We start from the raw sequence: 25973 nt of genomic DNA, 5'->3' as shown, positions 1-25973 counted from the left end.
CATGACTTTGGAGCACGAAATGAATGCGAATTCCGGAAAAACCGCCGTTGTGACCGGCGCCTCTTCGGGCATCGGCCGCGCCAGCGCCGAGGCCTTGGCACGGGCGGGGTTCACTGTCTTCGGAACCAGCCGCCGCAAGGCCGGCAACGGCCCGGTCGGGGTGACCATGCTGGTTTGCGACGTAACCGACGGTGAGGCCGTTGCCGCACTCGTTTCGACGGTGCTTTCGCAGACCGGCCGGATCGACCTGTTGGTCAACAATGCCGGCGTCGGCCTGCTTGGAGGCGCCGAGGAATTTTCGATCGCACAGGTCCAGGCTCTGTTCGACGTCAATCTGTTCGGTGTCATCCGGATGACCAACGCAGTGTTGCCGTCGATGCGGCGGCGCGGCGAAGGGCGCATCATCAATATCGGCTCGGTGCTAGGCCTCGTGCCCGCGCCGTATTCAGCGCACTATTCGGCGGTCAAACACGCGCTGGAGGGCTATTCGGAATCGCTCGATCACGAGGTTCGTGCGTTCAATATCCGCGTCTCCGTCATCGAGCCGGCATTCGTCCGCACTGTCTTCGACCAGAACGGAATCGAGCCGGATTCGCGGTTGAAGGAATACGATCAGGCTCGAGCCGGCCTCGAAGCGCTTCTTCGCGATGTGATGCCTGTAGCCGACCGGCCGGAAGTGGTGGCGCAGGTGGTCGTCAAGGCGGCGACCGATGCCCGTCCGCGACGCCGCTACACCGCCGGCAAGGCCGCGCGGCAGGTCAGCCTGCTGCGCCGCTTTGCCCCTGCGGGACTATTCGACAAGAGCCTGCGCAAACAGTTCCGCCTGCCGGTTTGAACAACAGCGAGCAGAAGGTTTCACGCACATGCGACCAGCAACGACAACACAATTGCCCAGGCCCCACAAGACTCAGGTGCCGACTCCCGCGTTCAATCGGTCGGCCCACTCACCGGCATTGTTCCAGGACACGCCGACGCGCTCCGTCGATGTCGGCGGCACAGCTTTTGTTTACCGCGAACTCGGACCCAGGACGGGCGTGCCGGTGATCCTGCTCAACCATCTCGGCGCTCAACTGGACAATTTCGATCCACGCATCGTCGATGGCCTCGCTGCGACCCGGTGGGTGATTGCCTTCGACAACAGGGGCATCGGTGCTTCGGGCGGCAAAACGCCGTCGACCATTGCCGAGATGGCACGGGATGCGATCGCCTTTGTCCGAGCACTGGGGTTCGAGGAAGTCGATCTCTTCGGATTTTCGCTCGGCGGCTTCGTGGCGCAGGAGATCGTGCTGACCGAACCCACGCTTGTGCGCAAGCTGATCCTGGCCGGCACCGGGCCGGCCGGTGGCGAAGGCATCGACAAGGTGACGCCGTTGACGATCGTCGACATGATCAAGGGGGCGCTTACTCTTCGGGATCCGAAATACTATCTCTTCTTCACGAGGACGGCGAATGGGCGCCGCGCCGCCAAAGCCTTCCTGCAGCGGCTAACGGAGCGCCAGGCCGACCGCGACAAATCGATATCGTTGAGCGCGTTCGGCGCCCAGCTCAAGGCGATCAAGGCTTACGGACTGCAGGCGCCGCAAGACCTGAGCGTCATCCGCATTCCCGCCTTGGTTGCGAACGGCGATCACGACAGGATGGTGCCAAGCGGCAACACCCACGATCTCGCCCGGCGTATCCCTGGAGCGCAACTGGTGATCTATCCGGATGCCGGGCATGGCGGGGTCTTTCAGAACCATGCCGATTTCGTCTCGAAAGCCTTGGCCTTTCTCGAGGCCTGACGCCTCTCTGCCGGGGCGCTGTCTGGCCCTGGGGACATCAAGAAACACTTTCAGAAAGTCACTGCCATGAAGGCATTCGTCGTCGATAAATATAGCAAGAAGGGCATTCTGCGGCTAGCCGAAATGCCGGAGCCGGTGCTCCGGGACAGCGATGTCCTGGTCGAAATCCATGCCGCGGGGGTGAACCTCCTCGATTCCAAAGTCAAAACCGGAGAGTTCAAGCTCATCCTGCCCTATCGCCGGCCCTTCATCCTGGGCCACGACGTGGCCGGGACGGTTGTCCGCGTCGGATCGAAGGTGCGCAAATTCAAAGCCGGCGACGATGTCTATGCGCGGCCGCGAGACGGCCGGATCGGGACGTTCGCCGAGTTCATCGCCATGAATGAAGCCGACGTGGCCTTGAAGCCAGAGAACCTCGCCATGGAAGAGGCGGCCTCGATCCCGCTGGTCGGCCTGACAGCCTGGCAGGCGCTTATCGAAAGGGCAAATTTGAGGAAGGGACAGAAAGTCTTCATTCAGGCCGGGTCCGGCGGCGTGGGGACATTCGCCATCCAATTGGCAAAACACCTCGGCGCCACGGTTGCGACCACCGCGAGCGCGGCGAGTGCCGATCTGGTCAAGGGCCTCGGCGCCGATATCGTCGTCGACTACAGGAAGGACGACTTCGAGAAAATCCTGTCGGGTTACGATGTCGTCGTGAACAGCCAGGACGCCAAAACGCTTGAAAAATCACTGAGCGTGCTGAAGTCGGGCGGCAAGCTTATCTCCATCTCCGGTCCACCGGATCCCGAATTTGCTAGGGAAAAGGGACTGAATTTCGTGCTGAGGCTGGTGTTGCGCTTGTTGAGCCGCGCTATTCGGGCCAAGGCCAAGCGCCTTGGCGTGCAGTTTTCTTTCCTGTTCATGCGGGCGCAGGGTGATCAGCTGGGCAAAATCACGTCCCTCATCGAATCCGGAGCGATCCGCCCAGTTATCGATCGGGTCTTTCCCTTCGAAGCGACCAATGAGGCGCTGGCCTATGTCGAAAGCGGACGTGCCAAGGGTAAGGTCGTGATCAAGGTCAGATAGCTCCGACGCCCGCGGGGATGCAACATCTGCCAGTTCGCCGGCGATGACGGTGATCGTCGAAGCGCTCCGCCATCGGAGCTGAGGCGATAAGATCTACCGCGAACATCAGTGACGGCAATGACAACGTCGCCACCCCCTATTCGCCAACGACGCGATCTCCAGAGGAACAGTGAAGTACATACCTTAGAAATTTCTAATGTGTATTCGACGGGATTTGACAGAGGGTCGGCGACCAGCCGGGCTGGCTGGGTTGAGCTTGCCGTCGTGCCCAGGTGTCGAGCATCTTCCTGTGCGTGGTGAAAGAAAAGGCGTGTGCGCCACTGCTTTACAGGCCGGCCTGGTAGCGCTACCGTTTCACAGTCGCGTGACCGAGGGGGGACTTCGGGAGCTGTCGCCGACCGAAGTGGTGGATTGAAGTTCCTGCCGTTTGCCGGCATTCATTTCAAACGCCAAAGAGAAGCGGTTTCCTGCGAAGACGCGGGAACCATCCGGGAGGAGATCGATGGCGTCTGTCGCGATTGGCGATGTCTACAAGTCGTTCGGCGCCGTCGAGATTCTTCACGGCGTCAGCGTCGACATAGAAGACGGCGAGTTCGTCACGCTGGTCGGGCCCTCGGGCTGCGGAAAATCGACCCTTCTCAGGATGATCGCCGGTCTTGAAAAGATTTCGCACGGTCAGATCTCGATCGGCGACCGGATCGTCAACAACATTGCGCCGAAAGAGCGCGACGTCGCGATGGTTTTCCAGAACTATGCGCTCTACCCGCACATGACCGTTGCCGAGAACATGGCGTTCTCGCTCATGCTCAAAGGCGTATCCAAGGCCGAAAGCGATGCCGGCGTGAAGCGGGCAGCCGAAATCCTCGGGCTGGTGCCGCTGCTGTCGCGCTACCCTCGCCAGCTTTCCGGCGGGCAGCGCCAGCGCGTTGCCATGGGCCGCGCCATCGTGCGCGATCCGGCGGTTTTCCTGTTCGACGAGCCGCTCAGCAACCTCGATGCCAAGCTCCGGGTTCAGATGCGCGCCGAGATCAAGGAACTGCACCAGCGGCTGAAGACCACGACGGTGTATGTCACTCACGACCAGATCGAGGCCATGACCATGGCCGACAAGATCGTGGTCATGCATGACGGCATCGTCGAGCAGATCGGACCGCCGCTGGAACTCTACGACCGGCCGAACAACCTGTTCGTCGCGAGCTTCATCGGCTCGCCCGCCATGAACCTGCTCAAGGGAACGATCCTGACCGACGGAGCGCCGTCCTTCCGTGGTGCGGGAGACATTTCCGTGCCTCTGGCCGCGCCATCCTCGATCGGCAACGGCGAGCCAGTCGTGCTGGGGATACGGCCGGAGCATTTGCGGCTGGCCGACAATGGCATCCCGGTCACGGTGGTGGTGATCGAGCCGACCGGTTCGGAAGTGCAGATCATCGGCCGAACGGCGGGCGGCGAGGATATCGTCGTGAATTTTCGGGAGCGCCATTCCTTCACACCAGGGGAAACCATTCGGCTGTCGGTCGAACCTGGCCTGATCCATCTCTTTCACGGCGAAACCGGCAAACGCATCGAGACGCGATAAAGGGCACGCAACGAGGAAACACAGAGGAGGAAACGAGCATGAAATTCACCAGACGCGACGTGATCCGCACCACCGCCGGCGCGGCGGCGGGAGCCTTGGGCAGCCGCTTCGTCGGCTCCCCGGCCTTCGCCCAGGAAGGCCTGAAGTACAGGCCGGAGGAGGGGGCGAAGCTCAGGTTGCTGCGCTGGTCACCATTCGTGCAGGGCGACGAGGACCAATGGCTGAAAAACACCAAACGGTTTACCGAAGCGACGGGTGTGGAGGTGCGCGTCGACAAGGAAAGCTGGGAGGACATTCGTCCCAAGGCGGCGGTCGCCGCCAATGTCGGCTCCGGTCCGGACCTGATGTTCGTCTGGTTCGACGACCCGCACCAGTATCCCGACAAGCTGCATGACGTTACTGAACTGGGCGAATATCTGGGCTCGAAATATGGTGGCTGGTACGATGGACCGCGGCAGTACGCGACGCGCGAGGGCAAGTTCCTCGGCCTGCCTCTGGCCACCATCGGCAACGCCATCGTCTATCGCGAAAGCTGGGTGAAGGAGGCCGGTTTCTCGGAATTCCCGAAGGACACGACCGGCTTCCTGGAGCTTTGCAAGGCGTTGCAGGCGAAAGGGCACCCGGCGGGCTTCACGCATGGCCACGGCGTGGGCGACGGCAACAATTATGCGCATTGGCTGCTTTGGAGCCATGGCGGCCAAATGGTCGACGAAAGCGGGAAGGTGACGATCAACAGCCCCGAGACCCTGAAGGCCATCCAGTATGCGCAGGAACTCTACAAGACCTTCATTCCCGGGACTGAAAGCTGGCTCGACGTCAACAACAACCGCGCCTTCCTGGCCGGGGAAGTGAGCGTCATCGCCAACGGCATCTCGGCCTACAACACGGCCAAGATCAACAAGGACAATGACCCGAAGCTGACGGAGATCGCCAAGGACATCCGCACCACCAACCTGCCGATCGGCCCGGTCGGCAAATCGGTCGAGCTGTTCCAGGTGACCACGGCCGTCATCTTCGACTACACGCCCTATCCCAACGCCGCCAAAGCATATCTACAATTCATGTTCGAGGACCCGCAGATGTCGGACTGGGTCACGTCATCGGCCGGCTATTGCTGCCAGACGCTGAAGGCCTTCGACAACAATCCGGTGTGGAAGGCCGACCCGAACAACGCGGCCTATGCGAAAGCCTCGGCGACATTGCGTCCCAACGGCTATGCAGGGCCGCTCGGCTATGCCTCGGCCGCGACCATGGCCGACTATGTCCTAGTGGACATGTTCGCCAAGGCCGTGACGGGCCAGGCCACGCCGCAGGAGGCCATGGAAGAGGCGGAAAAGCGCGCCAACCGCTATTACCGCGTCTGATCCTGTTCGACGGAGACCGGATCGGGATGCATTTGAATTGAACCTGGCATCCCGTCCTATCTTTTGGTTCTAGCCGCATTTCTGCGACGCCTGGCGATTGCGCCCGGCTGCAGAACGCACCAACAGGAGCCCGCGCCATGGCCGTGCCATCCGTTGCCGTTCAGCCGCGTTCGTCGATCCTGTCGCGCCTGGCCGAGAGCCGGAACGCTCTCGGTTTCGGCTTCATGCTTCCGGCGGCGGCGCTGCTGCTGGTTTTTCTCACCTATCCGCTCGGGCTCGGCATTTGGCTCGGCTTCACGGACACGCGGATCGGCCGGCCCGGCATTTTCATAGGCGTCGAGAACTACCAATATCTGTGGAGCGATAACGTATTCTGGCTCTCCGTCTTTAATACCTTGCTCTACACGGTCAGCGCTTCCATCCTGAAGTTCGCGCTCGGCCTCTGGCTGGCTCTCATTCTGAACGAAAATCTTCCTTTCAAATCGTTCTTCCGTGCGGTGGTGCTGCTGCCGTGGGTGGTGCCGACCGTGCTTTCGGCCATCGCCTTCTGGTGGATCTACGATTCGCAGTTCTCGATCCTGTCCTGGGCGCTGCAGCAGCTGGGCCTCATCGATCATCGCATCAACTTCCTCGGCGATCCGACCAATGCGCGCGCCTCGGTCATCGCCGCCAATGTCTGGCGCGGCATTCCTTTCGTGGCCATCACGCTGCTTGCCGGTCTGCAGACGATCCCCCAGTCGCTCTACGAGGCCGCCACGCTCGACGGCGCCAGCCGATGGCAGCTGTTCCGCCACGTGACGCTGCCGCTGCTGACGCCGATCATCGCCATCACCATGACCTTTTCGGTGTTGTTCACCTTCACCGACTTCCAGCTGATCTATGTGCTGACGCGGGGCGGGCCGGTGAATGCCACGCACCTGATGGCGACCCTGTCCTTTCAACGCGGCATTTCCGGAGGCCAGCTGGGCGAGGGGGCCGCAATCGCGGTCGCCATGATCCCCTTCCTGCTGGCGGCGATCCTGTTCAGCTATTTCGGCCTGCAACGACGCAGGTGGCAGCAAGGCGGCGGAGACTGACATGGCCGCGATCAATGAAGGCAAGCGCTCCAACACCGACGAAGGCGGCATGGGCTACCTGCAAAGCGTGCCGCGCAAGGTGGTGACGGTCTACCTGCCGTTGCTTGTGTTCGTCATCGTGCTGCTGTTCCCGTTCTACTGGATGACGATCACGGCGATCAAACCCAATGTCGAGATGACCGACTATGCGAATTTCAATCCGCTGTGGGTCGTGCATCCGACATTCCAGCACATACGCTACCTGCTTTTCGAGACGTCCTATCCGGGCTGGCTGCTCAATACGGTCATCATTTCGACCGCCGCGACATTCCTGTCGCTGGTGGCCGCGGTTCTCGCCGCCTATGCGATCGAGAGGCTCAGGTTTTCGGGGGCGCGGCAGGTCGGCCTCGGCATCTTCCTCGCCTATCTCGTGCCGCCCTCCATCCTGTTCATTCCGCTGTCGGTGATGGTGTTCAAACTCGGTCTCTACGACACGCCGTTCGCACTGATCCTCACCTACCCGACCTTCCTGATCCCGTTCTGCACATGGCTGCTGATGGGCTACTTCCGCTCGATCCCGTTCGAGCTGGAGGAATGCGCGCTCATCGACGGGGCGAGCCGGTGGCAGATCCTCACCAAGATCGTGCTGCCGCTGTCGGTGCCCGGGCTGATTTCGGCCGGCATATTCGCCTTCACCCTGTCATGGAACGAGTTCATCTATGCGCTGACCTTCATCCAATCGTCCGAGAACAAGACGGTGCCGGTCGGCGTGCTGACCGAGCTGGTCCGCTCCGACGTCTACGAATGGGGAGCGCTGATGGGAGGCGCGCTGATCGGCTCGCTGCCGGTGGTCGTGCTGTATTCGTTCTTCGTCGAACACTACGTGTCCTCAATGACGGGCGCCGTGAAGGAATAGCGCTGCCTTGTCCTGTCGCCCGCGCTGTCGGCCGGTTGCCAGTATTCTAAAGCGGTTCACTGCTTCATTGAAGCGCCGAACCGCTCTATCTCTTTGTTTTTACGCAATTCCGGACGGAAAATCGTTTCACACCTTTCCTGGAATTGCTTCAGGCGCTGCGAGCTGATCCTGGTTCGCTATCGGCATTTGCCCAGGCCGCAGAACTATGGTTCTCATCACGAAGCTTGAACGTATGTGCAGAACGCCGGGCAGTCTCGACAGTATGCTTTGGTGTATCCGCTCGAAGTCGGTCAAATCCGCCGCTTCTACCCGAAGCAGGTAGTCCGAACAGCCGCTCATGAGGTGGAACTCCGATATTTCGGGATATGCCTTGACCGCTGCCTCGAACCGACCGAGATGCTGCGCGGCCTGCCGTTCGAGCGTGATCGTGACGCTTACCGAGCTCATCCTTTGCTCAGGGCGATGGCTCATTGGGATCAAGCGATGTCTTCCAGCCTGCCCACCGTTGGTCGCACTGCATCCGGTCCCGACACGCAGGAACGGCCGGGGGAGACGTTCGCGGCTGTAATGCCGAGTGCCGCGATATCGGCGGGGATGCTCTCGCCGGCAGCCAAACTCGCGGCCAGCCGCGCCGCGGCCGCGCCACCCATCACGCCGTTTCCGCCCTGTCCGGCCAGCCAGATGAAGGTTGGTTGATCCTGGTCCGGTCCGATTACCGGCTCGTGATCCGGCGCAAAGGTGCGCAGCCCTCCCCATTTGTGGGAGATCGTCGGCACTCGCATGGTGGTGAAGCGTTCGATGCGATCGATGGCGATCGCGACCTCCAGTTCGTCGGCCTGGGCGTCGCAAGGCGCGGATGGTTCCATATCGACAGGAGAGACCATGATACGGCCCGCCTCAGGCTTGAAATAGAAGGTCTCGGCGACGTCGAAAGTCATTGGCCAGGTGCGGATATCGGCGCCGGCCGGTGGATCAAAGGTCACCGCGGTGCGACGGAACGGCACGACGTTGCGAGCGGGAAGCCCGGCCAGTTGCGCGACCTCCTGGACCCAGCCGCCAGCCGCATTGACGACGACTGCAGCCTCGAATTCGCCTTGCCGTGTCGAGGCCTTCCAGACGCCGCCGGGGCGCGCGAGTTCGAGGACCCGGGCATTGGTTTGCAATTGCCCGCCACGCGCCCGAAGACCCTTGCCATAGCCCGTCATCAGGGCGTCCGTGTCGATGTCCAGGCAGTCGGGCTCGTAGAGCGCCAAGGCAAACTTGTCGGCCTGGATCGCAGGGCAATACCGCAAAGCGTCGGCCGGTGTCGTGATGTCGATCGAGGCACCGCGCCGGATCAGTTCCTCACCTTGTGCCCGAAGCTTGTCCTGCTCGTGCTCAAGCGCAAGGAACAACGCGCCGCGCGGCGAAACCAGCGATACGTCGGTGAAGCCGGGTGGGGGAGCCTCGAGGAACGAGCGCGACGCCGTAACCAGCCTGCTCCAGAGGGCCGGGCCGTAATTTTCCGACATCACGGCGGCGGACCTTCCCGTCGAGTGATAGCCCGGCGAATTCTCGCTCTCCAGCACGATCACGGTGCCCCTGGTGCTGAGTTCATAGGCGACCGAAAGTCCGGCGATGCCACCGCCAATCACAAGAAAATCTGCCGTCTGGACCGTCATGACGGAACTCCTTGAAGTTAGGTTTCGCATCGGAAGCGACCGGATCGATCTACATTCGAGGGGCAGATTATGCCGGTGTGCCCGGCGCGCCATGCTGAAAATCATGCAAGTTGACCGATCTCCGGCTGAAGTATCCGGGGACGACGGCACATTCTGCCGCCGCCTCGGACTATCGTGATTGCGAATTGCCCGAGGCCGGAGGAATTTCCCCATGCGCGCTGTTTTTGTCGACTGCACTGAAGAGTTGCGCCGGGTCATGGAGCAGCAGGATCTGCCTAGGCCTGATCACGTCAGGGTAAACATCGGAGATCCTTCCGTCGACGATCTGGTTCGCCTGGGGAACGAGGCGGATGTGCTGCTGGTCGAGCACACGGTCATTCCACCGCAAGTGCTCGACGCCTGCCCGACGGTTCGCGGCATAGTGTTCATGGGAACCGGTGCTGGAACCTACGTGGATACCGACGATGCGCACCGACGCGGCGTGACCGTGCTGACGACGCCGGGCTATGGCGACCGCGCCGTCGCGGAACATGCACTGGCCCTGATGATGGCGGCCGCCAGGAATGTTGCGCGGATGGATCGGGCTGTCAGGTCTGGCGCATGGCGGCCGATGGGCGGCCTGCAATTGGAACGGCGCAAGCTCGCGGTGGTCGGCCTCGGCGGCATCGGAAGCAAGCTCGCCGAGATCGGTCTCGCCCTGGGGATGAACGTCGCAGGCTGGAACCGAAGCCCGCGCGAGGTTCAGCACTTTGAAGCCGATCTCGACGAGGCGCTGCGCGATGCCGATATCGTGTCATTGCACGTTGCGCTTACCACGCAAACCGCTGGCCTGCTGGATGCCAGGCGTCTCGCTCTGCCAAAACGAGGTTTCATTCTCGTCAACACCGCGCGTGCGCAGCTCATCGATGAAGCCGGGCTTCTTTCAGGATTGCGCAGCGGGCAGATCGGCCATGCGGCTCTCGACGTCTTTCCCGTTGAACCGCTGGCCCGCGACAATCCCTATGCCGATCTGGACAATGTCACGCTGACCGCGCACGCGGCCTACATGACCGATGACGCCTACGCCGAACTCTGGCGGCGAACCCTGTTGGCGCTGGAGACGCTGGAACGCGGTTGGAACACCTGATTCCGGGCCAACATCACATCTTGCTTTCAACATTGTGGCTATGAACGGCATATTGTGCCGTGAGCGTATGGCAGGCTCCAAGCAGCCAATGGAGACTGTGATGAGCATCGCGACACAGCTGAAAGACCCCTCCCTTTTTGTTGAGCTATGCTTCATCGACGGCGGATGGCGCGTCGCCGAGACAGGGGAGACCATCGACGTCGACAACCCCTCCACGGGCGAGATAATCGGTCGCGTTCCTCGCTGTGGGGCATCGGAAACGGAGGTCGCGATCCTGGCGGCGGAGCGGGCGCTTGCCGGTTGGCGCAAGAAGACAGCCGGGGAGCGTACAGCGCTGCTTGAAAAGTGGCATGATCTGATGATCGAGCATTGCGACGATCTCGGTCGCATCATGACCATCGAGCAGGGCAAGCCGCTGGCTGAAGCGCGTGGCGAGGTCGCGTATGGCGCTTCCTTCGTCAAGTGGTTCGCCGAAGAGGCGCGCCGCGTCTACGGCGAAACCATTCCGTCGGCCGCAATGGACGGTCGCATCATCGTCCAGAAACAGCCGATCGGCGTCGTCGCCGCGATAACGCCGTGGAATTTTCCGAACGCAATGATCACACGCAAGGCCGCGCCGGCACTTGCCGCCGGCTGCACCATCGTCATCAAACCGGCCGAGCTGACGCCATTCTCGGCGCTGGCTCTCGGCGTCCTGGCCGAGCGCGCCGGGATACCGCCCGGCGTCATCAACATCGTCACCGGGCAGTCGTCGGCCATCGGCGGTGCCCTGACCAGCAGTCCTGTCGTGCGCAAGCTGACCTTCACGGGATCGACCCGAGTGGGGAAGATCCTGATGCAGCAATGCGCTGCCACCGTGAAGCGCGTGGGTCTCGAACTCGGCGGCAACGCGCCGTTCATCATCTTCGCCGATGCCGACATCGATGCCGCGGTCACGGGTGTCATCGCCAGCAAGTTCCGCAATGGCGGCCAGACCTGCGTCTGCGCCAACCGCATCCTGGTGCAGGAGGGCATCTATGACGCCTTCGCCGGCAGGCTCTCCAGCGCAGCAGCCAAGCTGAAGGTGGGGGATGGGCTGCAAGAGGGTACGGAGATCGGGCCGATGATCAACAGGGCGGCGATCGACAAGATCGAGGAACACGTCAACGATGCGATCTCGAAAGGCGCCGCGATTGCGACGGGAGGAAAGCTGAAGTCGGGCCTGTTCTACGAGCCGACCGTCCTGACTGGAGCCACACCCCGGATGCTCATCGCGAGCGAGGAGACGTTCGGTCCTGTTGCGCCTCTGTTCGCCTTCAAGACAGAGGAGGAGGCGATCTCGATGTCGAACGATACGCCATATGGGCTCGCCGCCTATCTCTATACGCGTGACCTTTCACGGTCCTTCAGGGTGGCCGAAGCCCTTGAGTTCGGAATGGTAGGCATCAATGCCAGTTCGGTTTCGACCGCATCCGCGCCCTTTGGCGGCATCAAGGAATCCGGCCTCGGACGGGAAGGGTCTCACCACGGCATCGAGGAATTTCTGGAGGTGAAGACGCTCCATATCGGCGGCATCTGAAGGGAGAGGTGCAATGCCATCCCCAGCCGGCGCCGGCTTCGGTGCGACCTCCGAAACAGGCGGGTGCCTTAATCCGACAGAAGGGATTTCAGTGGAACGCTGTCTCGCTGAATGACGCTTTTGATGACGATGTAGCTGAAATATTTCTCGATACCGATGTTCCGCTCCAGGATGAGTTCCATCAGCTCCTGGTAGGCCGCCACGCTGCGGCAGACGAACTTCAGCAGATAATCGTATCCGCCGCTGACGAGATGGCACTCCTGCACGGCCTCGTAGCGGCGGATCTCGGTTTCGAACTTGATGAAGTCTTCGCGCTTGTGATCGTTGAGCGTAACCTCGGTGAATACCAGTATGTGATCGACCAGCTTTGAAAGGTTCAGCCGGGCGCTGTAGCTGGCGATGTAGCCGGCCTTTTCCAGGCGCTTCACGCGCGCAAGGCAGGGGCTTGGCGACAAGCCCACAGCCTCGGCGAGGTCGACATTGGTCAGCCGGCTGTTCTGTTGAAGCTGCGCCAGGATGTTGACGTCGATTCTGTCGAGTTTGGGCAGCCCCACCATAAACGCCTCCCCGCGGAATATCCTACCCTCTTAGCTCTTCCTGATGTGCCTTGACGAGATCGGCCATGCTGTTGAAGCGGAAATCGTATTTGGGCATGTCGCCGGGATTCATCGTGGCTCCGAAACCTTCCTGATCATAGCGGCGGTAAACCCAGCAGGACGCAAGACCATGCCTGTTTGCCGGACCGTGGTCGTGGAACATGCTCTCGGCGGTGTGCAGGATCTCGCTCTTCCGGATCCCCAGCGTTTCCAGCTTGGCGAGCATGTAGTCGAAGTTTCGGTCCGCCGGCTTGTAGGAACCGACATCCTCGGCAGTGTAGACCGCATCGAACTCGACTTGCAGCTTTTCATTGCTGGCCGCGAAGCTCTCATTGTCGACATTCGACAAGATCACCAATTTGTAGTGTCGCTTGAGATACTGGAGAGCGCCGGCGGAGTCGGTGAATGCCGGCCAGTCCTTGACCGATCGGCCATAAGCGATGCACTCGCCCCAGCTCACCGCGACGCCCCATTCTTCCGCCAGCCGGCGATAGACGATCGGCAGCAGGTCCCGATAGTTCTTGGCTGGCGTCTGAAGCTGCTGCGAGGATTCGTGCCGGGCATGCGCCTCAAGGATCTCGTTGCGGCTGAGTTCGCGGCCGACCTTCGCGATCAGCGGCTTCAGTCCCTCGATCATCCCGGACTCCCAGTCGATGAGCGTGCCGTAGCAGTCGAAGGTCAGGGCTTTGAAATCGGTCAGCTTCATGCTCGTAACTCCTTGATGTCCAATATTGTGTCGAGGGTTTTTTCCAGGCGTTCCATCAGCAGGTCGATTTCGTCCTGTGTAATGCATAAGGGGGGCGCAAATCCGATCGTGTCGTCGGCGAAGGCGCGGAAGATGAGGCCGTTGCGGTAGCCCTCGTCGAACAATCTTCCGCTGAGCTTGAGCTCCTTGGCGGGCTTCTGCCTTGTCGCCTTGTTGGTCACGATCTCGACGGCTCCCAGAAGGCCCTGCGAGCGGACATCGCCGACCAGGGGATGATCGCGCAATTCGCTCAGCCGGTTGCCAAAATAGGCTCCCATCCTCTTGCCATTTTCGAGAAGACCGCCCTCCTGATAGAGGCGCAACACTTCGAGGCCGACGGCGGCGCTGACGGGGTGACCGGAATAGGTCAAGCCATGCCCGAACGGCGTGCCATCGGGTGCCGCGTCGGCGATCACCTGGTAGATACGATTCGAGACAACCGCCGCACCCATCGGCGCATAGCCGGCGGTCAGTCCCTTTGCGATGGTCATGAAATCCGGCAGGAGCCCTTCGTGTTCACACGCGAACATCGGGCCCGTCCGGCCGAATCCGGTAATGACCTCGTCGACGATGAACAATATGCCCAGCTCGCGGCACGTGTCTTGCATCGCCGTCAGGAACCCGTCGGGCGGCACAATGACGCTGCCCGAGCCCTGGACCGGCTCACAGATGAACGCCGCGACATTTTCCTCGCCGATCTCGGCAACCTTGTCACGCAGAGACTTGACGGATGCCGCGATGATTGCTTCGCCATTCGGGCCGGCCGGATGACGGTAAGGATATGGCGAGGGAATATGATGCTGCCATGCATGGGGCAGGTCGAAGCCCTGATGAAAGACCGGCAGCGCGGTCAAACCAGCGCCGTTGGAACTGGAGCCATGATAGCCTCGCTCCAGGCCGATGAAATGCTTCTTGTGCGGCCGGCCGAGTGCGTTGTTGTAATAGCGCACCATCCGGATGACGGTATCGACCGCGTCAGACCCGCCAAGGGTGAAAAAGACATGATCGAGGTCGCCGGGTGCCAACTGGGCAATCTTCGTCGCCAGCTTGATGGCGGGCTCGCTGCCGAAATGAAAGTAGCCGGTCGCGTAGGGAAGCCGCCGCATTTGCTCCATGGCAGCTTCGACTATGCTTTCATGGCCATAGCCCGTGTTCACGCACCAAAGGCCGGCGAAACCGTCGAGCACCGTATGACCCGAGGCATCCGTCAGATAACAGCCGTTGGCCGACTGCAGAACCGTCACGCCACGGCGTTCGTGCGCGCGTAACGGCGCGACCGGGTGAATGAGATGAGCGCGATCATCATCTATGAGGCTGTTCGAGAGCATGCGCGACTATTCCATTCGGGTTTCTCACGCTTCCATTTTGCTTTTCCTGCGCGATCTTGTCCGAAGGAAATCGTCGTTCTGGCGGCTATTTATGCCAAGTGTAGCGAAAGCGCGGCACATTATGCCGCCGGGATATGCCGCCCAACCAGGCCAAAACGTTGGAAGTTACGGCTCGAGCGTGCGGCGACGGCAGAATATGCTCCAGCCAATCCGTATCCTGCCGTGAGCAGTTTCAAAGGAGCTGAGAAATGACGCAGACGGGAAGAGCCCACCGCATCGCAGTGATACCGGGGGATGGAATCGGTCGTGAAGTCGTTCCCGAGGGCGTCCGCGTTCTCGAAGCGGTCGCGCGCCGGTTCGATCTCGACATCAGGCTCGACTGGTTCGACTTTGCCTCCTGCGACTACTATCTGGAGCATGGCACGATGCTGCCCGGCGACTGGTTCGAAACGCTAGGCCGCTACGACGCTATCTTCTTCGGCGCCGTCGGCTGGCCAGAGAAAGTTCCCGATCATGTCTCGCTCTGGGGTTCGCTTCTGCAATTCCGGCGCGCGTTCGACCAGTATGTCAATCTTCGACCCGTGCGGCTGATGCCAGGCGTGACCTCGCCCCTGGCGGGGCGAAAACCCGGAGACATCGACTTCTATGTCGTGCGGGAAAATACCGAAGGGGAGTATTCGTCGCTAGGCGGCAGGGCATTCGAAGGGACGGAGCGGGAAGTCGTGATCCAGGAAACGATCATGACCCGCACGGGCGTCGATCGCATCCTGCGTTATGCCTTCGATCTGGCGCTGAGCCGCCCGAAGAAGCACCTGACTTCGGCCACGAAGTCGAATGGCATCTCGATCACCATGCCTTACTGGGACGAGCGCGTCGAGGCGATTGGATCTCAATATCCGGACGTTCGTCGCGACAAGTACCATATCGACGCCTTGACCGCCCATTTCGTCCTCAACCCCGATCGGTTCGACGTTGTCGTCGCGTCAAATCTGTTTGGCGACATCCTGTCCGACTTGGGCCCCGCCTGTACCGGCACGATCGGCATCGCGCCCTCGGCAAACATCAACCCGTCTGGCACGCATCCTTCTCTTTTCGAGCCGGTGCACGGATCGGCGCCCGACATCGCCGGAAAGGGGATTGCCAATCCCCTCGGCCAGATCTGGACGGCGGCGATGATGCTCGAGCATCTCGGCGAAATCGGCGCGGCCAATCACGTCCTTGCCGCCATGGAGCGCGTGCTGCTTTCCCCGGCAGGCAGAACCCCCGATCTCGGAGGGCCTGCTACCACCGAATCCTGCGGTGTTGCGGTCGCCGCGGAGATTTGACGGGGCATATCGGCAAGGGATGATGCGAACGTCGGCATCGAGCCGAAAACCGGCAGATATTCCTTGCTGCGTTCGGCGGTCCCAGACGAAGCGTTCGAGCGTCGCGCCTTCGTCCTCGAAGGCGCAGTGGAGATAGCGACGGGAGTAGCAGCCCATGTGGCGGATTGGCGTCGACATGGGCGACAGGCGAACTCACCCCAGGAGATTGCGTGCCGCGCGCATGAAGATTTTCGACCCGATCGGGATCAGGTCGTCGGGAAAATCATAGTCCGGATTGTGCAGCGCAGGGTGCCGCTCGCCTGCACCGAGGAAAAACATCGCCGACGCCGCGCTGTGGCCAAACAGGCCGAAATCTTCCGAAGCGCGCATCGGCAGGGCTTCTTCGCCGTGCACGATCCCCTCTTCGTCGAGTGCTCGTTGCAGATGCTCCACCGCATCCTCGGCGTTGACGCTGGCGACGAATATCTCGTGATAGTGCCAGTGGGCGGAAAGGCCATTCTCGCCGGCGATCCTCGTGACCAGAGTTTCCACGGCGGCGCACAGGTTTGCCATACGGTCGTCGCGCCGGGTGCGCAGCGTCGCCCAGACTTGCGCCTGGCCTGGTGCGATGCCGAACACGGCTTCGCCCATCGCGGCATGGGTGACGGTGATCATGCTGAAGTCGTCGTCGCTGAAGGTTCCGCGCCCCAGCGCGGGCAGTGCCGGCATCAACTGGCTGATCGCCATCATGGGCGAGACTCCGGTCTCGGGCATCGACGAATGCGCGGTCTTGCCCTCCAGCACGATCTGGATGCCGCGTGACGCACAATTGACCACGCCGGTTTTGAGCCGCACCTCGCCGAACGGCACACCGGGCAGATTGTGCAACGAGAAAGCGAAATCCGGCGCGATCTCGCCGAAGCGGGGATCGGCGACGACGCCAGCCGCGCCATTGCCGGTTTCCTCCGCCGGCTGGAACATCAGCACGACGCGACCGCTTGCGGGCCTCTCGCGCCCGAACTGGCGGCCAAGGGCGGCCAGGATCGTGGTGTGTCCGTCATGGCCGCACATATGCGACTTGCCCGGCACGAGCGATGAATGCGGCACGCCTGAAAGTTCTTCAATCGGCAAGGCATCGAGTTCCGAACGGAACATCACCGTCGGTCCGGCTTTGCCGCTTTCATATATTGCCGCCACGCCGTGCCCTCCCAGCCGGGTCAGCACTTTGTCCGGACCCGTATCGGCGAGAAAGTCGACGACCTCTCCGGCGGTCTTCTCCTCCTCATTGGAGATCTCCGGTTGCTGGTGCAGCTTGCGCCGCCATGCCGTAAGCTCGACGATGTCTCGATTGGTAAGGGTCACGCTTGCCGCCTCCGTTGGCGCCACATTTCTCGCGAGCGTCTTACTTCACGCGATTGGGGCATAGGGCTTCGAACTGCTCCAGGGTGTAATCGTATCCCGAAGCATTCGAGCCATCCAGCACCACATTATCGTTCGTGTCGGTGATCAGGAACTCCGTCGTCGCGCCCGCGTCATAATTGCGACCCTCAAAAAGCATGTTCGCGCGTCGGGAGTGACGCCGGCCGTTTGTCCTCTGGACGTAATGTGCAAGAACTGCACACCTGACCCATCAGAAAGATCGTGCACCTAACTCTCTCGACGAGCGGCCGGCCTTCAAGCGCGCTCTCGATGCTCAATTGGCGGTTTTCACCGCCGCATCGACCAGCCCCATTGGCTCGCCCCATTGGTTCGGATGTGCGGTGCAGGCGGATGCGAAGGTCCGCGACGGCCGGGTCAGCCGACGCGTTTCCAGCAGGCGATGAAATGGCCGGCCTCCGTTTCCCTGGCAACAGGTTCGGCGGCGTGGCAGCCGGCGTCGGCCAGCGGGCAGCGGGCGGCGAAGGCGCAGCCGCCAAGGCTGGCCTCGGCGACCAGCTCCGGCAATGTCGAGACCGCAGGTCCCTCGTTGGAGGACGCCGCCAGCAGCATCTCGGTATAGGGATGGTTGCGGCCGCTAAAAACCTGGTCGGAGGAACCGGTTTCGACCAGGCGGCCGCGATAGAGCACGCCGATCCGGTCGGCCATGTAGCGCACGACCCGCAAGTCATGGCTGATGAAGAGATAGGCGGTATCCTGCCTGCGCTGAAGATCGTTGAGCAGGTTGAGCACGGTCGCCTGCACCGACACGTCGAGGGCCGATGTCGGCTCATCCAGCACGACGAGCCTCGGCAGGCCGGCGAAGGCGCGCGCGATCGCCGTGCGCTGGCGCTGGCCGCCGGAGAGGGTTCCGGGTTTCTGCTCGGCCGTGGTGCGGGCAAGGCGCACCGAGGCCAGGAGGTCGCCGACGCGCTCTGCCACCGCGCAGCGGGGCAGGCCGGCCAGCCGCCGCAACGGGCGGCCGAGAATGCGGCCGATGCGCTGGCGCGGATTGAGCGTGCGGTCCGGCGACTGGAACACCATCTGCACGTCGCGACGCTCGCCCGGCTGGCGCTTCTCGACGCGCGGCGCCACCGTCTTGCCGAACAGCTCGACGCTGCCCGCCGTCGGCGGCAGCAGGCCGGTGACGATCCTGGCCAGCGTCGACTTGCCGGAACCGGACTCGCCGATCAGGCCGAAAGTCTCGCCGCTGGCGATATCGAGGTCGATGCCGTGCAGCACGGGCTGGCCGCCAAAGGATTGTCTTATGCCCCGGCAAGCGACGGCGATTTCGCGATGCGGCGCGGGCAGGGGGTTGTCCTGTTGCTCCTTGGCCGGCATGCCCGAGGTCGGCTCCACGGGGCTCGCATCCTCGGCCAGCCTGCCGTCGCGCTTGGTGCGGTGCAGTGTCGGAATGGCCGATACCAGCGCCCTTGTGTAGGCGTGGTGCGGGTTGTCGAACACCTCACCGGCCGCGCCTGTTTCGACCACCGCGCCTGCCTGCATCACCGAGACCCGGTCGCAGGAGCGCCGGATCAAGTTGATGTCGTGGCTGATCAAGAGGATGCTAGTCCTGTGCTCGCGGCGCAAATCGTCGAGGATTGCGATGATCTCGGACTGGACGCTGGCATCGAGCGCCGTCGTCGGCTCGTCCAACACCAGCAGCGACGGGTCGAGCGCTATGGCGATGGCGATGTTGGCGCGCTGCTGCATGCCGCCCGACAGTTCGTGCGGATAGAGCCGCAGCACGCGCTCGGGGTTGGCGACGCGGACGCGGCCGAGCAGTTGCGTGGCGCGGCCAAGCGCATCCTCGCGGTGCATCGGCCGATGACGCAGGATCGTCTCGGTGATCTGGCCGCCGATGGTCATGCTCGGGTTCAGCGCCGAACCCGGATGCTGGTATACGGCGGCGATGCGGTCGCCGCGCAGCCGGCGCAGTTGGTCGGCTGAGAGGTCGCGGATCTCGCTGTCCTGGAACGCCAGTCGCGCGGCTTCGACCCGGGCGTGTCTGGGCAGATAGCGCAGCACCGCCAGCGCCACCGAACTCTTGCCCGAGCCGGACTCGCCAACCAGGCCAAGCGCTTCGCCCTGGCCTATGCGGAGCGATATGTCGTCGACCGCGCGGTGGATGCGTCTGGCTCCCGTGTAGGAAACGGAGAGGTGCTCGACGTTTAGAACCGAAGGCATGGGTGGCAGAACAGCAGACATTGACGACCCGAAACCACTTTCTGCGCGCGCCGCCATCGGGGGCAATCGCTTCCACTTTCACAGGATATAATCTCTATAAAATTACTCGAATAAAGCCGAAGCGCAATCTAACTTTCGTGGACTGGAGGATTTTCGGGGCACGGCCACACGCCGTCGCGACGGCGGTCTTCCGCATCGAAAGCGAAGGAAACCGGCATGTCGCACATGATCCTCAGCGCGTTCTTCTTCAACCCGCAGGGCGACCACCGCATGGCATGGCGGCACCCACGCGCGCCGGGCCGAGAGGTGCTCGACTTCGACTATTATCGCGAGCTGGTGCAGGCGGCCGAGCGGGCCAGGATCGACACCATTTTCGTCGCCGACCACGTGTCGATCTGGGATTCGGTCAAGAGCGGCGTCGCGCACTACGCCAACGCCCGCCTCGAACCGCTGACGCTGCTGTCGGCGCTGGCCGGCGTGACCAAACACATCGGCCTGATCACCACCGCGTCGAGCTCCTACAGCGAGCCCTACAATGTGGCGCGCATGTTCGCCTCGCTCGATCATATCAGCAAGGGCAGGGCGTCGTGGAACGTCGTCACCTCGGCGATGGACGAGGAGGCGCGCAATTTCGGTCGCGACGGCAACATCGAGCACGCCTTCCGCTACGAACGTGCCGGCGAATTCCTCGATATCGTCAAGGCGCTATGGGACAGCTGGGAAGACGAGGCGCTGCTGATCGACAAGGCGTCGGGTTATTTCGCCGATCCAGACAAGGTTCATCCGATCGACCACAAGGGCAAGCATTTCAAAGTGCGCGGCCCGCTCAACGTGTCGCGGCCGCCGCAGGGCCATCCGCTGATCGTACAGGCCGGATCGTCCGCGGACGGCAAGAATTTCGCCACCGCGCAGGCCGACGTGCATTTCGCCATCTTCAGCACCAGGGAAGACGGCATCAAGTACCGGCAGGACATCAACGAGCGGCTGGCGCGCCATGGCAGGCGGCCGGAAAGCTTCAAGATCCTGCCCGGCATCCTGCCGATCGTGGCGGCTTCCGAAGCCGAGGGCCGCGAAAAACAGGAGTATCTGCAAACCTTGCTTCCCGACCAGGTAGGCATCGACCTGTTGTCGAGCTGGAGCGGCATCGATCTCTCCGCCTATCCTCCGGACGGGCCGCTGCCGCCGCTGCCGGACGAAAGCACCTTCAATGGCGGGCGCACGTCGCTCAACCGCGTCAGGCAATGGTCGAAGCAGAACCTCAGCCTGCGCGACATCGCCCGCAAGCTCGCCAACAGCGGCTCGGTGCCGACGGTTGCCGGCACGCCGAAGCAGATCGCCGATCAGCTCGAAGACTGGTTCGTCTCGGGCGCTGCCGACGGCTTCAACCTGATGTTCCCGCTGCTGCCCGAGGACTGGGTGAATTTCGCCGAACAGGTGGTGCCGGAATTGCAGCGACGCGGCGTGTTCCCGACCGAATATGGCCCGGGCACGTTGCGCGACCGGCTTGGGCTCGCCCGTCCCGCCAACCGTTTCGCCGAGCAGCGCGACAATGCGCGCGCCGTGTCCTGAGGAAAAGCCATGACAGCCGCGCCAAGACTTCAGCCCCGCGAAGCGACCGCTCCGCATCTCGTCAATGTCCTGCACAGCCCCAAGCGTATCCGCGTCCGCTTCGGCGGCCGCACCATCGCCGACAGCCGCAATGTGCTGGTGCTGCGCTCCAACCACTTCCTGCCGATCTATTTCTTTCCGCCGGCCTCGGTCGACCCGTCGGTGCTGAAGCCCTCGCTGCATCGCGAGCCGCACCCGGTCGGCGGCGAGACCGCCTATTGGGATATCGACAGTGGCGACCGGCGCGCCGCCAACGCGGCGTGGTCGCTCGTTGCGCCGCCCGACGAGATCCTGTCGCCGCTCGCAGGCCGCATCGCCTTCACCTGGAAGCAGGTCGACCAGTGGTTGGAGGAGGAGGAAGAGGTCTTCGTCCACGCCCGCGACCCTTATGCGCGGATCGACGTGCTGCAAAGCTCCAGTCACGTGCAGGTCTGGTTCGACGGGGACGTGATCGCCGACAGCCATCGACCGGTGCTCTTGTTCGAGACCCATCTGCCGATGCGCTTCTACCTGCATCCGGAGGATGTCAGGCTGGAGCGGCTGACGGCGTCCAATTCGACGACGCGATGTCCCTACAAGGGTATCGCCTCCTACTGGTCGGGCCTGCTGCGCGACGGATCGGTACGCCCCGATATTGCCTGGAGTTACCGCGAGCCGATCGACGAAGTGCCGAAGATCAAAGGCTTGATCGCTTTCTATCCGCAGGCGGTCGACCGCATCCATCTCGACGGCCAGCCGGTCTGATGGCAGCCTCACCCAATCCCTTTTTATGAGAGACAGACAATGACAAAACGTTCCGACATCGATTTCCTGCGCAACCAGTCTGGACGCAGCCCATCCGGCGACATCTGGAATGTAGCGGTCGACGAGTACGTGCAAGGCTTCCTCAAGCGCCGTGACCTGCTGAAATACGCCGTGCTCATCGGCCTCACCGGTCTTGCCTCCTCGCAAGGCGCTCCCGGCGTGGCGCGCGCGGCGGGAACCGGCGGCACCGTCCGCGTCGGGCTCGGCCAGCCGACCAAGGCGATCGATCCGGTCACCGTCACCGATCCAGCCAGCATCGGCGTGCTCAGCCAGGTGGGCGAATACCTTATCCTCGACGACCCGAAGGACGGGCTCCAGCCGAAACTCGCTCTGTCGTGGGAAGCCGACGAGACGGCCAGGCGGTGGACCTTCAAGCTGCGGCCGGGAGTGAAATTCCATGATGGCCGCACCGTCACCGCCAAGGACGTGGTGGCGAGCTTCGAGCGGCTGGTCGATCCGGCCAACGGCTCGTCGGCGCTGTCGGCCTACAAGGGCATCCTCTCCAAGGGCGGCGCCAAGGTCGTCGACGGCGAGACCGTTGCCTTCGATCTCGACCAGTCGAACAGCAATTTCCCGTTCTACGTCTCGTCCGACGTGTTCAACGCCGTCATCCTGCCGGCCGATTATGCCGGCGACTTCGAAAAGACGTTCATCGGCACCGGCCCGTTCAAGCTCGAATCCTTCCGCCCCAAGCAGGGCGCCAGCTTCGTGCGCAATGAGGATTATTGGGGCGACAAGGCGCTGCCCGACCGGGTCGAGATCAAGTTCTTCGACGACGAGCAGGCGCAGGTCCTGGCGTTGCAGGCCGGCCAGCTCGACGTCATCCCGAGCACGACCCGCCTCGAACTCGCGATCGATGGCAATCCCAATTTCAAGATCCTCAGCGTGCAGGCGAGCTCGCACGACCAGGTGCATCTGCGGACCGACCAGGCGCCGTTCACCGACAAGCGCATCCGCCGCGCGCTCGCGCTCACCATCGACCGCGAGGCGGTGGTCAAGGGCCTGCTGAAGGGCCGTGCCATCGTCGGCAACGACACCCCGTTCGCGCCGATCTTCCCGTCCAGCGATCCGGCGGTGCCGCAGCGCAAGCAGGATATAGACGAGGCCAAGCGGCTGCTTGGGGAGGCTGGCGTTCCCAACGGGTTCCAGGTGACGCTGACCACCGAGCGCGCTTACGACATTCCCGATTACGCCGTGCTGATCCAGAACTTCGCCAAGAAGGCCGGAATCGATATCAAGCTCAATGTGCTGCCGCAGGATGCCTATTACGGCTCGGCGACCTTCGGCAGTTCGCCATGGCTCGATTCCAGCGTCGGCATCACCGATTTCGGTCATCGCGGCACGCCTGACATCTTCCTCAACGCGACGCTGAAAAGCACGGGAAGCTGGAACGCCGCGCATTTCAAGGATCCGGCCTATGACGCGCTGCTGCTCGACTACGGCAAGGCGCGCGATCTCCAGGCGCAGCGCCTAGCCGCCGGCAAGATCCAGACCTTGCTGCTCGACGAGACGCCGCTGATCATCGGCTACTTCTCGCAGTACAGCCGCATCGTCAGCGCGAAGGTCGAGGGTGTTCGTTTCACCGCCATTTCGCACCTGCTGCTCGACAAGGTGTCGTTCGTGTGAGCGGTTCGGCAGCAGTCGGCCGCGCCCTGGCGGCCCGCGTCGGCTCGCTCTTGCTGACGTTGTGGCTGGTCAGCGCGCTGGTCTTCCTTGCCGGGCAGGTGCTGCCTGGCGATGTCGGCCGCGTCATGCTCGGCCCGTTCGCCGATGCGCAGGCGGTGGCCGAGCTGAACAGAAAGCTTGGCACCGACCAGCCTATCTTGCTGCAATACTGGCACTGGTTCAGCAGAGCGATTACCGGGGATTTCGGCGAGTCGCTGTCGATGCGCGCGCCGGTTGCGCCGTTCGTGCTGGAAAGCATCCGCAATTCCGCGGCGCTCGCCGGTGTCGTGCTGGTGCTGCTGGTTCCGATCGGCATCGGCGCCGGCGTCGCCGCGGGCTTGAGAGCCGGCAGCCTCCTCGACCGGCTGATCGTGCTGACCGGCGTCTCGTTCAGCATCGTGCCCGACTTCGTCTCCGGTCTGCTGCTGCTGATCGTCTTCGGCCTGTGGTTGAATTGGTTCCCGATCACCGGAGCCGCGCCAGACGGGGCGAGCTTCTGGACTCATGGTTATTATCTCATCCTGCCAGCGCTGCCGCTGGTGCTGAATCTCATAGGCTATGTCGCGCGCATGACCAGGGCAGGGGTGATCGACGCGCGAGCCGCAGACTACACCCGCACCGCGATCCTGAAGGGCCTCAGCCCATCGCAGGTGCTGTTCAAGCATGTGCTGCGCAACGCGCTGGTGCCGACGGTGGCTGTTATCGCCACGCAGAGCGGCTTCCTGCTTGGCGGGCTGGTGGTGATCGAGGCGCTGTTCGGCATCCAGGGCCTCGGCAATCTGGTGCTGGGTGCGGCCAAGGCGCGCGACTTTCCGCTGCTCGAGGCCGGCGTGCTGGTGATGGCGACGATCTTCGTGTCGACGGCGGCGATCGGCGACCTGCTGCAGGCGCTGCTCGATCCCCGCCAGCGCCGCCGGAGCGCGCCATGACCGATCTCGCCCAGTCTCCCATGCGCGGCGAAATCAGGCTCTCTTGGGCCGGCAGGCTGCGCCGCCTCGTCCCCGAGGTGGCGCCGTCTACCGCCGCCGGTTCGGCGGTGCTCTTGTTCTGGGTCGTCTGTGCGCTGTTCGGGTCGCGGTTCGTGCCGTTCGATCCCTATGCCGAGGATTTCCTCGCCATGATGACACCGCCCGACGCGGTGCACTGGTTCGGCACCGATCAACTGGGGCGCGACGTGCTTTCCCGCATTGTCGTCGGATCGCGCGACATTCTTCTAGTGGCGCCTCTGGCGACGCTGGCGGGCGTTATCGTCGGCCGCGTCATCGGCCGGGTGCTCGGCACGTCAGGCGGCATGGTCGACGCTGTCGGCGCGCGGCTGCTCGATGCCGTCATGTCGCTGCCTTTCATCGTGCTGGTGACGATGGCGCTGGTGGCGATCGGCCCTTCCAACCTCACCGTCATCCTGGTGATCGGCCTTGCCTACGCGCCGCTGGTGGCGCGCACGGTGCGCACGGCCGTGCGCGAACAGCGCGAGCGTGAGTATGTGAGCGCCGCACGGCTCGCAGGCGAAGGCCGGCTGGCGATTATGTTTCTCGAAATCCTGCCCAATGTTCGGGAGACCATCCTGATCGAGCTCATAACCCGGCTCGGCTATGCCTTCTTCTCGATCGCGACGCTGAGTTTCCTCGGCCTCGGCATCCAGCCGCCTTCGGCGGACTGGGGGCTTGCCATCGCCGACGGCTACGGCTTTCTCACCGGCGGCAAATGGTGGGTGGTGGTGTTCAATTCGGCCGCGATCATCTCGCTGGTCATGGCCACCAACCTGATTGCCCAAGGCATTGGTGCCTTCGAAAATGCCGACAAGTGAGCCGTCGGACCTGCCGCCCGGCATCGGCCCAGCGCGCGAAATGGTCGGCTATTCGATCTAATTTCTTTGCAGGCCGTTAATGCGACCGTGCTGTTAATGAGTGATCGCTAATATATATGGGGGCAGCAGGCAGTGACCAAGAACCTCGGCAATGCACGCCACACACCGGCCAAGGACCAGCAAGTCTCCGTTCTGAGCAAAGTCGCGCCGGCGCTGTTTCCGCTGGTCGTCGTGGCGCTGGGCTACGTGATCGGCAAACAGTTCTTCGGCATATAGACCGGTAGGATCAGGCGCCAGTTTCGCCCGCCATATCGGGCCTCACTTCGACACGGATACGGTCGGTAGCCAGAAGCACGGCGGGGGAACGATCTTGGCAACGAACAGCCCTTCCGCCGAGCCGCCCATGCC

The 25973-nt window shown here is 62.7% G+C and carries 24 protein-coding genes and 1 pseudogene; 17 read left to right on the top strand and 8 right to left on the bottom strand.

Annotated elements, in window-relative coordinates; translation table 11 throughout:
- Positions 1-19 precede the first annotated feature (19 nt).
- From NKI49_RS06870 to NKI49_RS06840, 7 genes are all read left to right on the top strand, one after another.
- The gene (locus NKI49_RS06870) at positions 20-835 is read left to right on the top strand and encodes an oxidoreductase (protein WP_352607580.1); all 816 of its coding nucleotides are present in this window, start codon (positions 20-22) and stop codon (positions 833-835) included.
- 76 nt (positions 836-911) lie between these two features.
- The gene (locus NKI49_RS06865) at positions 912-1781 is read left to right on the top strand and encodes an alpha/beta fold hydrolase (RefSeq protein WP_502899627.1); all 870 of its coding nucleotides are present in this window, start codon (positions 912-914) and stop codon (positions 1779-1781) included.
- Positions 1782-1847: 66 nt separating this feature from the next.
- Positions 1848-2849 carry an NADP-dependent oxidoreductase gene (locus tag NKI49_RS06860; RefSeq protein ID WP_352607582.1) on the top strand — a complete coding sequence of 334 codons (1002 nt, stop codon included), beginning with the start codon at positions 1848-1850 and terminating at the stop codon, positions 2847-2849.
- Between the two features lie 502 nt (positions 2850-3351).
- A complete protein-coding gene (locus tag NKI49_RS06855; protein WP_352607584.1) occupies positions 3352-4425 on the top strand; it encodes an ABC transporter ATP-binding protein in 1074 nt (357 codons plus the stop codon).
- A gap of 38 nt (positions 4426-4463) precedes the next feature.
- Positions 4464-5789: an ABC transporter substrate-binding protein gene (locus NKI49_RS06850; RefSeq protein WP_352607586.1), complete on the top strand. Its 1326-nt coding sequence runs from the start codon at positions 4464-4466 to the stop codon at positions 5787-5789.
- Between the two features lie 224 nt (positions 5790-6013).
- Positions 6014-6865 (top strand): carbohydrate ABC transporter permease, encoded by an 852-nt coding sequence (locus tag NKI49_RS06845; protein ID WP_502903192.1) that lies wholly within the window; start codon positions 6014-6016, stop codon positions 6863-6865.
- 1 nt (position 6866) lies between these two features.
- Positions 6867-7760 (top strand): carbohydrate ABC transporter permease, encoded by an 894-nt coding sequence (locus NKI49_RS06840; RefSeq protein ID WP_352607590.1) that lies wholly within the window; start codon positions 6867-6869, stop codon positions 7758-7760.
- Between the two features lie 126 nt (positions 7761-7886).
- Here NKI49_RS06840 and NKI49_RS06835 read toward each other — a convergent pair.
- Positions 7887-8192 (bottom strand): annotated as a pseudogene (locus NKI49_RS06835) (Lrp/AsnC ligand binding domain-containing protein); the annotation flags it as partial.
- A gap of 44 nt (positions 8193-8236) precedes the next feature.
- Positions 8237-9421, bottom strand: coding sequence for an NAD(P)/FAD-dependent oxidoreductase (locus NKI49_RS06830; RefSeq protein WP_352607592.1), 1185 nt, complete (start codon positions 9419-9421; stop codon positions 8237-8239).
- A 211-nt stretch (positions 9422-9632) separates the two neighbouring features.
- Between NKI49_RS06830 and NKI49_RS06825 the strand changes: the two genes are divergently transcribed.
- Positions 9633-10547 carry an NAD(P)-dependent oxidoreductase gene (locus NKI49_RS06825; RefSeq protein ID WP_352607594.1) on the top strand — a complete coding sequence of 305 codons (915 nt, stop codon included), beginning with the start codon at positions 9633-9635 and terminating at the stop codon, positions 10545-10547.
- A gap of 100 nt (positions 10548-10647) precedes the next feature.
- Positions 10648-12105, top strand: a complete 1458-nt coding sequence (locus tag NKI49_RS06820) for an NAD-dependent succinate-semialdehyde dehydrogenase (RefSeq protein ID WP_352607596.1) — start codon at positions 10648-10650, stop codon at positions 12103-12105.
- Between the two features lie 68 nt (positions 12106-12173).
- On the opposite strand, the gene NKI49_RS06815 is transcribed toward NKI49_RS06820, so the two are convergent.
- The 3 genes from NKI49_RS06815 to NKI49_RS06805 are packed head-to-tail and all read right to left on the bottom strand — an operon-like array spanning position 12174 to position 14774.
- Positions 12174-12662, bottom strand: a complete 489-nt coding sequence (locus NKI49_RS06815; RefSeq protein ID WP_352607598.1) for an Lrp/AsnC family transcriptional regulator — start codon at positions 12660-12662, stop codon at positions 12174-12176.
- Between the two features lie 22 nt (positions 12663-12684).
- Positions 12685-13407, bottom strand: a complete 723-nt coding sequence (locus NKI49_RS06810; RefSeq protein WP_352607600.1) for a haloacid dehalogenase type II — start codon at positions 13405-13407, stop codon at positions 12685-12687.
- Positions 13404-14774 carry an aminotransferase class III-fold pyridoxal phosphate-dependent enzyme gene (locus tag NKI49_RS06805; protein WP_352607602.1) on the bottom strand — a complete coding sequence of 457 codons (1371 nt, stop codon included), beginning with the start codon at positions 14772-14774 and terminating at the stop codon, positions 13404-13406. Before NKI49_RS06805 ends, NKI49_RS06810 begins: the two co-directional genes overlap by 4 nt.
- Here NKI49_RS06805 and NKI49_RS06800 point away from each other — a divergent pair.
- The gene (locus tag NKI49_RS06800; protein ID WP_352607623.1) at positions 14736-15026 is read left to right on the top strand and encodes a hypothetical protein; all 291 of its coding nucleotides are present in this window, start codon (positions 14736-14738) and stop codon (positions 15024-15026) included. The genes NKI49_RS06805 and NKI49_RS06800 overlap by 39 nt on opposite strands.
- On the top strand, positions 15023-16099 hold the full coding sequence (locus NKI49_RS06795) for a tartrate dehydrogenase (RefSeq protein ID WP_352607604.1): 1077 nt from the start codon (positions 15023-15025) through the stop codon (positions 16097-16099). Before NKI49_RS06800 ends, NKI49_RS06795 begins: the two co-directional genes overlap by 4 nt.
- Positions 16100-16291: 192 nt before the next feature.
- On the opposite strand, the gene NKI49_RS06790 is transcribed toward NKI49_RS06795, so the two are convergent.
- From NKI49_RS06790 to NKI49_RS06780, 3 genes are all read right to left on the bottom strand, one after another.
- Positions 16292-17440, bottom strand: a complete 1149-nt coding sequence (locus NKI49_RS06790; RefSeq protein WP_352607606.1) for an amidohydrolase — start codon at positions 17438-17440, stop codon at positions 16292-16294.
- A 40-nt stretch (positions 17441-17480) separates the two neighbouring features.
- Positions 17481-17636 carry a hypothetical protein gene (locus NKI49_RS06785; protein ID WP_352607608.1) on the bottom strand — a complete coding sequence of 52 codons (156 nt, stop codon included), beginning with the start codon at positions 17634-17636 and terminating at the stop codon, positions 17481-17483.
- A 236-nt stretch (positions 17637-17872) separates the two neighbouring features.
- The gene (locus NKI49_RS06780; protein WP_352607610.1) at positions 17873-19702 is read right to left on the bottom strand and encodes a dipeptide ABC transporter ATP-binding protein; all 1830 of its coding nucleotides are present in this window, start codon (positions 19700-19702) and stop codon (positions 17873-17875) included.
- A gap of 195 nt (positions 19703-19897) precedes the next feature.
- Here NKI49_RS06780 and NKI49_RS06775 point away from each other — a divergent pair, with 195 nt between their 5' ends.
- The 6 genes from NKI49_RS06775 to NKI49_RS06750 all read left to right on the top strand — a co-directional run bounded on the left by NKI49_RS06775 (position 19898) and on the right by NKI49_RS06750 (position 25841).
- The gene (locus NKI49_RS06775; RefSeq protein ID WP_352607612.1) at positions 19898-21250 is read left to right on the top strand and encodes an LLM class flavin-dependent oxidoreductase; all 1353 of its coding nucleotides are present in this window, start codon (positions 19898-19900) and stop codon (positions 21248-21250) included.
- Positions 21251-21259: 9 nt separating this feature from the next.
- Positions 21260-22033, top strand: a complete 774-nt coding sequence (locus NKI49_RS06770) for a DUF427 domain-containing protein (RefSeq protein ID WP_352607614.1) — start codon at positions 21260-21262, stop codon at positions 22031-22033.
- 39 nt (positions 22034-22072) lie between these two features.
- Entirely contained in the window at positions 22073-23719 is a 1647-nt protein-coding gene (locus NKI49_RS06765; RefSeq protein ID WP_352607617.1) for an ABC transporter substrate-binding protein, read from the top strand.
- Entirely contained in the window at positions 23716-24687 is a 972-nt protein-coding gene (locus tag NKI49_RS06760) for an ABC transporter permease (RefSeq protein WP_352607619.1), read from the top strand. Before NKI49_RS06765 ends, NKI49_RS06760 begins: the two co-directional genes overlap by 4 nt.
- Positions 24684-25565, top strand: coding sequence for an ABC transporter permease (locus NKI49_RS06755; protein WP_352695579.1), 882 nt, complete (start codon positions 24684-24686; stop codon positions 25563-25565). Before NKI49_RS06760 ends, NKI49_RS06755 begins: the two co-directional genes overlap by 4 nt.
- 132 nt (positions 25566-25697) lie before the next feature.
- Positions 25698-25841, top strand: a complete 144-nt coding sequence (locus NKI49_RS06750; RefSeq protein ID WP_352601776.1) for a hypothetical protein — start codon at positions 25698-25700, stop codon at positions 25839-25841.
- Positions 25842-25973: the final 132 nt, after the last annotated feature.

This window comes from Mesorhizobium sp. M0587 (assembly GCF_040320945.1).
Classification (GTDB): domain Bacteria; phylum Pseudomonadota; class Alphaproteobacteria; order Rhizobiales; family Rhizobiaceae; genus Mesorhizobium.
Note: the sequence above shows the minus strand (reverse complement) of the source record. Positions and strands in the feature narration are given on the sequence as shown.